Genomic DNA, 11,906 nt, shown 5'->3' with positions numbered 1-11,906 from the left:
TTAAGATTGGCAACGATACAACTCCTGCCTACTTTCAGATATTTTGTAAACTTGGCTAAATCCAAGTTTCTTAGCTTTAGTGCATAGTTCTTGCTGGGATAATTCTTGGTTTAGCGATTCACTGCCATAGTTCACCATACCATAATAGGAAGTAGGTGTACAATTTTCTAATCCACTACGAACCCCATTTAACAATGGCAATCCAGTCATAGCAGAAATTGCAAAGGGCTGAGCCCAGCAAACAGACCCAGTATTCTCGTCTGGTTGCCAAAAAGCTTCATAACTAGGTGCAATATACAATACTGTATTTTGATTAGTAGAATTTAACTCAAGGTTAAGCACTAACTGTTTGATCTTCCCCAACTCAGTTCGGTTTATGACTGTTTTCTTATCATAAATTTTTGGACTCATTAAGTTTTTGGTTCCCTCTCTAATTCCTATTACTCTTGAGTCAATTGTTCGATGGACATAAAAGTTATCTATTCTTGAGAAAAGTCCATAAGAATTACGTATTAAGGATAAATATCCTGATCTTAGATTGGTAATGAGTATTGCTATTAACACGATGTAAATAATTGTACGCTTTATATATTTCCATTGATTTTCAAGTAAATTTATTTTTTGTTGCTTTCGCTTTTTCCAATCAATAGTGACCACTATTGATTGGAATTGAGGGGTGTAAAAAAGATCAAGAACATGAGCTGCACAAATTACTGCGATCATCACCAATACAGGCATAATAAAATATGCAGCACCACTTAGAAGTGCAAACAAAAGACCTGGAACCTGTGAAGATACAAATGTAAAAATCAATACATACACTAGAGAATGTTGAAATAATTTATTTTTCGAATTACTTGTTAACCAAATAGCTAATACCAACCAAAAGAATACACGAACTTGTGCTAAAAAACTTTGTCTGTAAAAAGTTGGATAATAAAAAAAATGAAAAGGGAAGGGGAAACTTAAAGTATTTTGTTTAAAGATGTAAAGCGATAGACCCCCCAGCAGCATTATTGGGATAAGTTTAAATAGATAACGTTTTGGGTATTTCAAAACTTTAGGAATAAAAATACAGGCGCATAAATAAATGACCAACATTAAACCTGTTGACATTTTTGCTAGCCAACAAGCCGCGATTGCGGGGATAATAATTGCCCATTCCCAGGGTTTAATGACTCTCGTGATTCTTTGAGATAAAGAAAACTCTAACCAAGTTATACCTATAGGCACCATAGCTATAAATATTGGTAGTGAAAAAGCATAAGATTCACTAGCTAAGTAACTGGAAAACCCTGCACTCCCCAGCCAGATAAACCCAAAGGCAAACATAGTGATGTTTAAAACAGAAGCATGTCCATCAGAAAGATTATAAACAGTCAATATAATGACAAAGAACAATACTGGAAGTAAGGCGACTTGCTGCGTTATCGCCAATAATATTGGGGTATCACCCCCTAACATTAATGAATTCGCCGCAACCCATCGGTGGATTAGCACATGGTAAGTTAAGGGGACAACTCCATCTAATCCCGTTGAAGGGATACCAAAACGGGCAATCATATTAATAATTGCCGAATGAAAAAGAGTGTCTCTATGTAGTATATTTGCGTAAGCAGCAATATCTGAAAATAGGTGGGCATAGTTCATCCCATTGACAACCAGAAAATAGAAGCCTGCTAGAGCTATACCCGCAAAGAATATCCCGATTAATTCACAAATTGATTTAAAAATTTTCATCCGCCAGCAAGAGTAAGCTATTGCTCCAATTCCTGCAATAGCTACAGGTGGAAGTGACCAAACCCCTAGGGGAGCAATAGCAAAAGGTAACGACATGAATGCTAGTACACAGAGCGGAAGCACCCAGCGATTTTGCCAATAATGACTACTTAAGGCTACCAACCCAAAAAGCGTTAAGGGGTAGATAATAACTCCAGTAACTTGTCTAAAAACTTCAGCGTCTTCCTGACGAAAATACAAAAATAGCAATGCAACAACAACCGTGTAAGTTGTAAACAACAAAGCAATTTTAGTAATAACACTTGCGTAGTTAGATTGTTTGCCTTCACTCTTCATTCTTGAGAACCTCAACCACCGCCGCAATATCGGCTTCAGAAATATCTTGCTTACCGTAGGGAATAAAGGAAGTCATAGGGAGAAAGTAGCATCTACATGGTCTCGAATCAGTTGGCGTAACTCCTCCACCGTCAAAAACCGATCATTGTCACCGGAGTTATAACTCATCCCTGGTTTAACCGGACTCGCCCCTCGCGCTTCACAATACTCCTCCAGACAGTACTGACTACTTGCTGGCAGAATGGCATAATAGTCCCCACAATCCACCGTCGTAAAAGAATCGGAACTGGTGATCATTTCTTCATGAATCTTCTCACCCGGACGAATTCCCACTAGACGATGTTCGCAATGGGGGGCGATTGCTTCGGCCACATCAGTAATACGATAGGAGGGAATACGAGGAACAAAAATTTCCCCTCCCCAAGCATGATTCAATGCCCACAGCACAAGCTGAACGCCTTCCTCCAAAGTAATATTAAAACGAGTCATCCTGGGATCGGTGATCGGTAAAATACCCTCCTCCCGTTTCTTTAAAAAAAACGGGATCACTGAACCCCGTGACCCCATCACATTCCCATAGCGAACCACACTAAACTGAATATCTCTCCCCCCTCGAATATTATTGGCGGCAATAAACAGCTTATCGGAACATAACTTAGTTGCCCCATAAAGATTAACCGGAGCTGCCGCCTTATCCGTCGAGAGAGCTACCACTCGTTTCACCTGCATATCTAAAGCCGCTTGAATAACATTCTCTGCACCTAATACATTGGTTCGGATACATTCCATCGGGTTATATTCGGCAGTAGGCACTTGCTTGAGCGCAGCCGCATGAACCACAATATCCACTCTTTCACAAGCCCGTCGGAGGCGATCTGAGTCCCGCACATCCCCAATAAAATAACGTAACCCCGGATAGTCCTGAGCAGAGAACAGTTGAGACATCTCAAACTGTTTTAATTCATCCCGTGAATAAATCACCAACCGTTTAATTTTTGGAAAACGCTCTAAAACAGTAGCGACAAACTGTTTCCCAAAAGACCCCGTTCCCCCTGTAATTAAAAGAGAACTCTCTTCACTAATCACCATGAATTATACAGTCAACCTCACTGATAAAATTACGCTTTAAGTGATGACCTTAGCCATACGTTGAAAGGCTTCATTGCGATCGCGCAACTCCTCATACGTCCCCTGATCCACTATCTTACCTCGCTCCATAAAATAAAGGCGATCGCAATTCTTCACCGTCGTCAACCGATGAGCAATCATAATCAACGTTTTTTCCCCACTCAACTGCTCCACCGCCTCCATCACCCCTGCCTCCGTCTCATTATCCAACGCAGCCGTCGCCTCATCCATCACCAACACCTGGGGATTATGATACAACGCCCGCGCAATCCCCACACGCTGACGCTGCCCCCCAGACAGCCTCACCCCCCGTTCTCCCACCACCGTATCCAAACCCTCCGGCAACCGTTCCACCAACTCCAACAGTTGAGCGGAGCGAACCGCCGCCCAAACTTGTTCCTCAACAATCTCCGTCTCTGGAATCCCAAACGCAATATTCCCCCGCAACGTATCATCACAGAGATAAATACTTTGAGGAATATAACCAATTTGCCGTTGCCACCCTCTCACCCCTTGTTGAATATCCATCCCATCCACTGACACTCGTCCGGTAGTGGGAGTTAATAAACCCAAAATAATATCCACTAGCGTCGTCTTCCCCGCCCCAGAACTTCCCACAAACCCCACTGAAGTTCCTTTGGGGATTTCGAGAGAAACCTCTCTCAGCACCACTTCCTCAGCATTAGGGTAGTGATAACACACTTTCTCCAAACTCAATCGCTTCTCAAGGCTAGGAATTACACCGTCTTCAACAGTGAGTAAACTTTTCTCTTCCTCCAAAACCCTAAACTCATAAGCTAAGACATCCAAAGCATGACCCCCAAAACGCATCTTGTTCAGACTACTCACAACCCGATTGATAGAAGGCATTAATCGAAACGCCGCAGCAGCAAACAAAGAAATCGTCTGTAAAATCTCTCCAGAGGTGTCCTGTAAAGCAGCAACAATCGCAACCACTAATAAACCAACCACCGCCAAAGTTTCAAAATATAGCCTTGGCAGTTGCTGAATTGTCTGTAAAAATTGTTGCGACTTGACCAATTCAGCACGATAAATACTATGGCGTTCTAGAAAAAATTGCTCTCTACCGAGCGTCTTCGTTTCCTTAATCCCTCCTAACCCTTGACTAATTTGCTGAATCACTTGCCCTGAGCTATATTGTCGAGCTTGTCCAGCTTGATAGAGTTTTTGCTGAAAAAAGTGGTAAAAACTGAATGCAGCTAGAGTTAGTGCCGTAGCAGCGACTAGAGAGGCAATGGGTTTTAATGTTACCAGCAAAATCACCAACCCTGTAAGAACTGTTAATTCGGTCACTAACAGAACTAACGGGATTAGCACTTGCATCAAAAGCTGATTTATCTCTTGGATAAGATTGCGAATTAAAACAGCAGTATTACGTTGAAGATGGAAAGTATAGGAAGCCCCTAAATATCCATCAAGTAACTTGTCTGCTAACTTTTTTTGCTTGTTAAAAATAAACTTATATTGCAGATAATACATTACTGCAACGTACAAGTTTTTCACAAGATAAATAGCTAGATAAATGAAACAAATAATAATTAAAAAGTTAGTCGGGGCAGGTGAACCCAACGTGGTATACAGAAAATTAAGGATTGGTTGTTCTGTTAAAAGGTCAGGTTGACTAATCAAAGAAATGAAGGGGAGGACAAAGCCTATTCCGAACATTTCTAAGAGACTACCAATCAATAAAAGGACAAATAAGCCAACAACTTGTAACTTCTCACGACGCTCAAGTAAATAAGATAAATTTTTCAGAATATCGCGCATAAGTTAGGAGAAAACCTCACAAGTTTTTAATATTATAATCAACGATGAAGCGAAATTATGCGGTTCTACTGAACTGGTTATGTAAAAATGATAGTGAGCCTTGGGTTTGAACCCAAGGCTCAGAGCTAAAACCCGTTTTAACGGGTTAATTTAATACATTCGATAGAGCCTTAGATGAGATCAGACCGGGAAACGCAATCCTTATTACACTCTACTCAGGAAACCAATTTTCGTCTAACACAATATCTAGCGATGCGATCGCACGTTCTGGAAAAGTAGAAAGCGGCAATCCTAATTTCTAGGACGCGATCGCTCTCGCATCTTGATAAGATTGCTCAAATCTCTCGACGAATTCGCCCAGCAAGGATTAAATAGCGACCATTCATAGAGGTTTCCCTTCGGTCAAAATCACCTGCCGCAAGGACGCTTGACAGTGGTCTAACCGGACTAAATCCACTTTAAACGCTGGAGATAAATCTTGTAACTGAGCAACCGCCGTAAAAAACACTTCTGAGGGTAAATCACTGACGGCCAGATCAATATCTGAAGTGAGGTGAAAGCGATCGCGCACTACGGCTGAACCAAATAAAATTACTTCTTGCACATGATACTGTTCTCTTAACCAAGCAGCCCCTTGCTGGGCGACTTGCTGGGCCTGTCGCCAACGTTGGTCAGTCTGAGCAATTTCTTGCTGCTTTCGCTGTTGAGCCGTGGCACGATAACTGTTCATAGGGTTTCCGTTCATCCGTTCATAAGTGAGCCTTGGGTTCAAACCCAAGGCTCAGAGCTAAAACCCGTTTAAACGGGTTAATTTAATAGATTCGATAGAGCCTTAGATGAGATCAGACCGGGAAACGCAATCCTCATTAACCACTCTACTCAGGAAACCAACTTTCGTCTAACACTTACTCTAGTGGTGCGATCGCACATTCCGGAAGTATATAAAGACGGAGTTGAGAATACTTGGAAGCCAGTTTGTGACCCTCTGGATAACAGCATTAAATCGCTGTTCAAGAAACTGGGATTGTCTGCTAATTGTCTAGAACAATATTGACAGCCATCGCTTTTACTGTTGCTCCAACCACTCCTCTAACTCAGCCAGACTGGAAAAATCCAATAACGCTTCCGCTAACGCTTCCAACTGTTCTAGCGAAAGTTGCCGAATTTGCTGCTCTTGCCTTGCCCCCAACTCGCCAAAACGACGGCTTAACAAGCGTAAGACTAATTGAACTTCTCCTTCTTGTCGCCCTTCTTGTCGTCCCTCTTGCGCTCCCTCAGCGTAAACCTCTTGATAAAACCGAGTTTGTTTGATGTCTATCTCTGTAAATCCCAACATCTTTACTGCCGCTCCAACCACTCCTCTAACTCAGCCAGACTGGAAAAATCCAATAACGCTTCCGCTAACGCTTCCAACTGTTCTAGCGAAAGTTGCCGAATTTGCTGCTCTTGCCTTGCCCCCAATTGGCCAAAACGACGGCTTAACAACCGTAAGACTAATTGGACTTCTCCTTCTTGTCGTCCTTCTTGCGCTCCCTCAGCGTAAACCTCTTGATAAAACCGGGTTTGTTTGATGTCTATCTCTGTAAATCCCAACATCTCTTGAATCTCCTCCGGACTTAAATTGGGTATCTTATACACTATGATAGTCTCAACTAAATCTAAGATTTGTCTTCGCGTTAGCCCCTCTTCAATCTCTTGTTTTGTTTGTGACACTAATGCCTTCCCTCGCTGAATGGCTTCCTCTTGCGAATCCATCACTAACTGCACCAAGGACAACCCAATACTATCGGGATTCTTAGCTAATTCATCTAAATAAATCCGACTCGTTCGTTGCTCTAGTAATTCTTGGTAATGCTGGGTTTCTCCAATATCAACCTGCCGACTGGGATAAATCACCACCGCTTGCCAAGGGTGACGGGGTTTATACTGACGGAGATATAAGAAAATCTCTGTAAATAAACGACTGTAGAATTCTCTTTCCCCCGAAAACTGCACTTCTACGAAGAAAATTGGCGATGTTTCGGCCTGCTTTGGGGGCGCAAAGACTCCATCTAAGCGAAAGGCGGTTTGTTTTAACTCGACGGAGTTAAACTGATAGCCTTCACTCTGAGGAACTGAGACTCCTATCAGTTCAAATAACAGAGGGGGAAAGTTCTGAAAAAGGCGGTAAAACAGACTATCTGTGTTCACAAGAGGACTTAGCTGACTTTTTCCACCAACTGACTACTCAATCGCGATCGCACGTCTCTCCTTTAGGTTTTCCTTCTACTCAGGTAGCCAAGTTTCGTCTAATACTGTCTCTAAGGGGGCGATCGCAGATTCTGGAAAAGCCGAAAGCGGTAATCCTGATTTTTGGGATGCGATCGCTCTTGCGTCTTATTCTTCTAACTCTTCATTGGGTAGCCAGTTTTCATCTAGCACCTTTTCTAAGGGAGCGATCGCGTTTTCCGGAAATGTCTCTAAAGAGAGTTGAGAATGCTTGGCAGCTAGTTTACGACCATCTTGATAACAGCGTTGCGATCGCTGTTCAAGATGCGGTTTCAAACTGGGACTGTCTTCTAATTGTCTGAGGATTTGTAGCCTAAAATTATTGATTTCTCTTTCCCAATGCCCACGATTCCTTTCTTTTTCGAGTTGCCAATATTGGCAAATCAATAAATATTCAAAAAGTCGGATCAATAAACTTTCTATTGTCCGCTTCTCTCGTTTACTCAAATCTAAAACTTCATCAATTAAATTTTCCCAATCCAGAGAATTTAGCTCTCTTTGTTTAAGAGATTTAACGGTTTCCAAAACCCAAAGATGATAATCTTTTTCATATAATTGCTTTAAGTCTTCCCGTAATGTCTTACTCATTTTTCGCTCTCCCAAATCCCCTACCTCCAAATATAACTATTCAAGGTAGCCAGTTTTCATCTAATACCTTTTCTAACTCAGCAAGGGGAGTTTCAGGAAACGTCTCAAGAGATAACTGAGTTTTATCTGCCACAATTTTGCGAGCATCTTGATAACAGTCATGGAAAATATCTACAAGATGACGCTTTAAGCTAGGACTAGCTTTTAATTCTCGCTGGATTTGAATCCGAAAATTTCTAATCTCTCCTTGCCAATGGCCTTGATTTCTTTCTCGTTCCGAGTTCCAATATTGGAGTTTGAGCAGATGTTCAAAAAGTCGGGTTAGTAAACTTTCTAGCTTCCGTTTTTCCCGCCGACTCAAATCTAAAATCTCATCAATCAACTCTTCTAGATCAAGCGCAGCAAAGTCTTGTTCCTTGAGCTTTTTTACCGTGTCTAAAACCCAAAGATTATAATCTGTCTCGTAGAGTTTTTGATTGGTCTGTTGTAATTGCTTGGCCATTTTTGCTCGCTTGTCATTTCGCCCCATTTCGGGAATTGCTCAAACCTGCGATCGCGTATGGCTTCCCCTTTTTTAAGGAGGACGGTAGAGGAAGCGTCTAGTCAACCTGAATGCTTACAACAGTTTTTCATTCTACTCAGGAAGCCAGTTTTCATCTAAAACCTGCTCTAAAGACGCGATCGCCTTTTCAGGAAAAGCATCTAACGGAAGCTGCGACCGATCACTGACGATTTCTTTGGCATCTTCATAACATTCCTCGAAAACGCCCTGTAAATAATTTCTCAGACTAGGACTATCCTCTAACTCATCTCGAATTTGTTTCCGAAAATTTCGGATTTCCCCTTGCCAATGAAACTGATTTCTCTCCACCTCACTTTCCCAGTAACTCAGTTTCAGTAAATGCTCAAATAAATTCCTTAACAAGCTTTTAACTTTCTTCTTACTACGCCGACTCAAGTCTAAAATTTCATCAATCAACTCTTCTAGATCAAGCGCAGCAAAGTCTCTCTCTTTGAGCTTTTTTACCGTATCTAAAACCCAAAGATTATAATCTGTCTCGTAGAGTTTTTGATTGGTCTGTTGTAATTGCTTGGCCATTGTTGCTCCCTTGTCATTCCGCCCCATTTCGGGAATTGCTCAAAACTGCGATCGCGCTACTCCACCCCCCGTAACCAAGCCTGCAACTCCGCCACCGTCGTAAAATCCAACAACGCCTCCGCCAAATCTTCCAACTGAGCGACAGTTAACCCTCGAATTCGTTCACTCAACCCCATATCCAGTTCTCCAAAACGGCGACTGAGTTGACGTATAACCAACGCAACCGCTTCCTCTTGTTTTCCTTCACCGTAAACATCCTGATACAGGACACTCAACAGAAAACTGTTGAATTAGGCCAAGTCCATAATACGTTCCCATACCGCGACTCCTCTTTCTAAGCGTGATTCGCTAACCAAGTCTCTAATTCTTCGACCGTCGAGAAATCCAGTAAAGCCTCAGCCAAGGCTTCCAGTTGTTCCAGAGACAGTCGCCGAATGTGCTGTTGTTGAGCCTCGTTTAATGCTCCCAGGCGACGAGTTAATTGGCGCAAGACTAATTGCACTTCTCCCTGTTGCAATCCCTGTTGCAATCCCTGTTGCAATCCCTGTTGCAATCCCTGTTGCAATCCCTGTTGCAATCCCTGTTGCAATCCCTGTTGCATACCTTCTTGTAAACCCTCTTGTAAAATCTGTTGATACCAAGGGGACTCTCTTAAAACCACCATATCCCACCTCATGATCTCTTGTACTACTGGTAGTTCTAACACAAAGGAGGCAAAAAAGGAGAGCAACGGCTCTAAGTCTCTTAACTGTTCATCTTCTCTCAGTTCCCTGACCGCTTCTCGGACGACTGTTTCTTCTCCCCCTCCTCTCAAAACCGGGACAAAGGGATATAAACTACGAAGATTTTGTGCAAATACTGTCTCTACCTCTACTTCCCACAGGTTAATCACTCGATAGTCCTGATAGGCTTGGATGCCTTGAAAATTGGATTCATAACGAGTTGGAATTCTGGGGTTGATGGCATGGGGCAGAATATTCACGAGGACGGGGTAAACCGGGAGTTGATATTTTTCCTCAACCAAAGCGATATAAGCTCGCATCCGACGGGGAACTTTGCCGTTATAGCGCAGTTGGAGTTCGTTGAGGAGTAAAAACTCTCCGGTATCAGGACTGCTGACTTTTAAGAGAATGTCGTTTTCTCGACTCACCCATTGTAAGTCAGAGTTAATCATTTCTCGGAAGGTGAGATCGGGCATTTGGGTGAGCCATTGCGCCCAACTTTCTGGAGCTAGACTGATGAGACGCTTGCCCCCAATATCTGCGGGTTGAGTCATGGTAAGTCAGGTAAAAAACTGGGTTCTAAAATTTCTGCGATCGCAAAGGGACAAGACTCAGGAAACACCGTCTCGGGCAGCCCCGTTTCTCGACTCGCATCCCGCACCGCTTTCGGATCAATAATCGTTTTTTAGATTGCTGTTCATTGCTTTTTGGGTTCATCCCAACCTTTGAGAAGGTCGTATCATTCTGAGCGATTTTCCGGCTCTGGCCAAAAATCCTCACTCATCACCTGCTCCAAGGAAAACGGACACTGCTCAGGAAATTGCTCATCGGGTAAATCAGTCTCGACAATCGCTAAATCCCGCGCTTGATCCCAACTTTCCTCCATTGCTTCCTCTAAACGCGATCGCAGTCCCGGATTTCGTTGCAGGAGTTTAGCAATTGCTTTTCGCTGCACCCGAATCGTGGCTCGCCAACTGTTCGTTCGTTTCCAGTGTTGCACTTGCCATTTGAGGAGATGAGCGATCAACTGCATTAAACGAGATTCTAGTTGGTCGTAGTGACGCTTCCCCAAATCCTCCAATTCCTCGACCAAATGCACTAAGTCCAACTGATTAAATTGCTTTTGACTTAATAAATTGGCCTGCTGTTGAATCCAAGTATAAAAATCTTTTTCATAGAGCGATTGGTTCATCGTCTTCTCATGTCCTCGTCAGGACACCCCATCCAACTCCTCTTCGACTCAGTTGCGACCAAATTGCTTTTTCCCCTTATTCCGGGACTCCCGTCGGGTAAATTCTCCCACGGACGGGTTGCCATGGGGATCAGTTACCCCACTCGCTTGCTTCCATAACTCTGGGGGGGCAGGCGTAATCTTATACTCGCGATCGCCCACTTTATGAACATGATACCAGCGTGTTTCCTCACACTCTGGACACCAAAACGCCTCTAACCATTCCCCCACTAAAGGCACTGCCGTTCGTGTCGCCACTAACAGTAACGCTGCTAACCGATTAATGCCGCGCGATCGCAATTGACCCGCCGACTCAGTATAAAGGGAATACTTTTTGCTGACACTATCTAAATAACAGCCATGATACGGGCAATAAATTGCCCTCCGTTTAGACCGTTTCCGATTTCGGACACACCTCTTCTGCACTTCCACCTCCGTTTACATTACCTCGTGTTCAGTGAATTGCCTGATAGCTGAGGTCAGAAGGCTGCGGTGAAGGGACTGAGATCGTGAAGACCGTCGAAGCCCACTTCTAAAAAAGAAAAGAATATTTGGTTATTTCGTACCATACACCATCATTAGATTTTTGTGTTTACTTTCAGCCAGTAAAGCCGAAAATTTTTTCTGATGGCTAGGGTTAACCTCTGGCGAATGTCTCCAATCGCTTGGCAGCGTACGGGGACAGCAATGGTTAGGATAACAGGTTTCCTTGTCTGTGACAACAGGAAGGGAAACAGCCTCCTGTCCTCAAAACCCACTCGCCCACGGGACGGTTCACCAAAGGGAGAAGTTCCGTCACGGGACGGTTCACCAAAGGGAGAAGTTCCGTAGCCCAACCCAAAAATACTGATTTTTTCCAAATCATATAACATCAAAATCTCCGAAAAATCGGGTAAAGTTAGCTTCGTCAAGGTTTCCCAAGTTGGTTAATCTAGCCACACTTCCTTACCTCTCTACGGATGTTTAATGACCAGACAAAGAGCCTAAAACTAGCTACGCATTTTAG

14 protein-coding genes are annotated in these 11,906 nt (G+C 43.2%); all 14 read right to left on the bottom strand.

Annotated features, from left to right (window positions below):
* The 14 genes from PN462_RS07550 to PN462_RS07485 all read right to left on the bottom strand — a co-directional run bounded on the left by PN462_RS07550 (nt 1) and on the right by PN462_RS07485 (nt 11,326).
* Nucleotides 1–2,076 (bottom strand): hypothetical protein, encoded by a 2,076-nt coding sequence (locus tag PN462_RS07550; RefSeq protein WP_272127446.1) that lies wholly within the window; start codon nt 2,074–2,076, stop codon nt 1–3.
* A gap of 72 nt (nt 2,077–2,148) precedes the next feature.
* Nucleotides 2,149–3,165, bottom strand: a complete 1,017-nt coding sequence (gene pseB / locus PN462_RS07545) for a UDP-N-acetylglucosamine 4,6-dehydratase (inverting) (RefSeq protein ID WP_272127445.1) — start codon at nt 3,163–3,165, stop codon at nt 2,149–2,151.
* A gap of 36 nt (nt 3,166–3,201) precedes the next feature.
* A complete protein-coding gene (locus PN462_RS07540; protein ID WP_443029099.1) occupies nt 3,202–4,728 on the bottom strand; it encodes an ABC transporter ATP-binding protein in 1,527 nt (508 codons plus the stop codon).
* 646 nt (nt 4,729–5,374) lie between these two features.
* On the bottom strand, nt 5,375–5,722 hold the full coding sequence (locus PN462_RS07535; protein ID WP_272127443.1) for a nucleotidyltransferase family protein: 348 nt from the start codon (nt 5,720–5,722) through the stop codon (nt 5,375–5,377).
* 336 nt (nt 5,723–6,058) lie between these two features.
* Nucleotides 6,059–6,328, bottom strand: coding sequence for a DUF4351 domain-containing protein (locus PN462_RS07530; protein ID WP_272127442.1), 270 nt, complete (start codon nt 6,326–6,328; stop codon nt 6,059–6,061).
* Nucleotides 6,329–6,330: 2 nt separating this feature from the next.
* Nucleotides 6,331–7,182, bottom strand: a complete 852-nt coding sequence (locus PN462_RS07525) for an Rpn family recombination-promoting nuclease/putative transposase (protein ID WP_272127440.1) — start codon at nt 7,180–7,182, stop codon at nt 6,331–6,333.
* A 186-nt stretch (nt 7,183–7,368) separates the two neighbouring features.
* Complete coding sequence (locus PN462_RS07520) at nt 7,369–7,848, bottom strand: DUF29 domain-containing protein (protein WP_272127439.1); 480 nt, start codon at nt 7,846–7,848, stop codon at nt 7,369–7,371.
* A 40-nt stretch (nt 7,849–7,888) separates the two neighbouring features.
* Nucleotides 7,889–8,350, bottom strand: a complete 462-nt coding sequence (locus PN462_RS07515) for a DUF29 domain-containing protein (protein WP_272127438.1) — start codon at nt 8,348–8,350, stop codon at nt 7,889–7,891.
* Nucleotides 8,351–8,482: 132 nt separating this feature from the next.
* Nucleotides 8,483–8,947 carry a DUF29 domain-containing protein gene (locus tag PN462_RS07510; RefSeq protein WP_272127437.1) on the bottom strand — a complete coding sequence of 155 codons (465 nt, stop codon included), beginning with the start codon at nt 8,945–8,947 and terminating at the stop codon, nt 8,483–8,485.
* A gap of 56 nt (nt 8,948–9,003) precedes the next feature.
* Nucleotides 9,004–9,222, bottom strand: coding sequence for a DUF4351 domain-containing protein (locus tag PN462_RS07505; RefSeq protein ID WP_272127436.1), 219 nt, complete (start codon nt 9,220–9,222; stop codon nt 9,004–9,006).
* A 59-nt stretch (nt 9,223–9,281) separates the two neighbouring features.
* The gene (locus PN462_RS07500) at nt 9,282–10,223 is read right to left on the bottom strand and encodes an Rpn family recombination-promoting nuclease/putative transposase (protein WP_272127435.1); all 942 of its coding nucleotides are present in this window, start codon (nt 10,221–10,223) and stop codon (nt 9,282–9,284) included.
* Complete coding sequence (locus PN462_RS07495; RefSeq protein ID WP_272127434.1) at nt 10,220–10,330, bottom strand: DUF29 family protein; 111 nt, start codon at nt 10,328–10,330, stop codon at nt 10,220–10,222. Before PN462_RS07495 ends, PN462_RS07500 begins: the two co-directional genes overlap by 4 nt.
* A 78-nt stretch (nt 10,331–10,408) precedes the next feature.
* Nucleotides 10,409–10,861 carry a DUF29 domain-containing protein gene (locus PN462_RS07490; protein ID WP_272127433.1) on the bottom strand — a complete coding sequence of 151 codons (453 nt, stop codon included), beginning with the start codon at nt 10,859–10,861 and terminating at the stop codon, nt 10,409–10,411.
* 48 nt (nt 10,862–10,909) lie between these two features.
* Nucleotides 10,910–11,326, bottom strand: a complete 417-nt coding sequence (locus PN462_RS07485) for a hypothetical protein (protein WP_272127432.1) — start codon at nt 11,324–11,326, stop codon at nt 10,910–10,912.
* Nucleotides 11,327–11,906 lie beyond the last annotated feature (580 nt).

The sequence above is a fragment of the Spirulina sp. CS-785/01 genome (genome assembly GCF_028330525.1).
Classification (GTDB): Bacteria; Cyanobacteriota; Cyanobacteriia; order Cyanobacteriales; family Spirulinaceae; genus JAQMSD01.
This window is presented reverse-complemented; position numbering and strand designations above follow the sequence as displayed.

Bases quoted from the DNA above. Each gene is read 5' to 3' on its own strand.
- PN462_RS07550 (WP_272127446.1), bottom strand. From the start codon at position 2,076: ATGAAGAGTGAAGGCAAACAATCTAACTACGCAAGTGTTATTACTAAA.
- PN462_RS07510 (WP_272127437.1), bottom strand. From the start codon at position 8,947: ATGGCCAAGCAATTACAACAGACCAATCAAAAACTCTACGAGACAGAT.
- PN462_RS07490 (WP_272127433.1), bottom strand. From the start codon at position 10,861: ATGAACCAATCGCTCTATGAAAAAGATTTTTATACTTGGATTCAACAG.
- PN462_RS07535 (WP_272127443.1), bottom strand. From the start codon at position 5,722: ATGAACAGTTATCGTGCCACGGCTCAACAGCGAAAGCAGCAAGAAATT.
- PN462_RS07500 (WP_272127435.1), bottom strand. From the start codon at position 10,223: ATGACTCAACCCGCAGATATTGGGGGCAAGCGTCTCATCAGTCTAGCT.
- PN462_RS07515 (WP_272127438.1), bottom strand. From the start codon at position 8,350: ATGGCCAAGCAATTACAACAGACCAATCAAAAACTCTACGAGACAGAT.
- PN462_RS07530 (WP_272127442.1), bottom strand. From the start codon at position 6,328: ATGTTGGGATTTACAGAGATAGACATCAAACAAACTCGGTTTTATCAA.
- pseB (WP_272127445.1), bottom strand. From the start codon at position 3,165: ATGGTGATTAGTGAAGAGAGTTCTCTTTTAATTACAGGGGGAACGGGG.
- PN462_RS07520 (WP_272127439.1), bottom strand. From the start codon at position 7,848: ATGAGTAAGACATTACGGGAAGACTTAAAGCAATTATATGAAAAAGAT.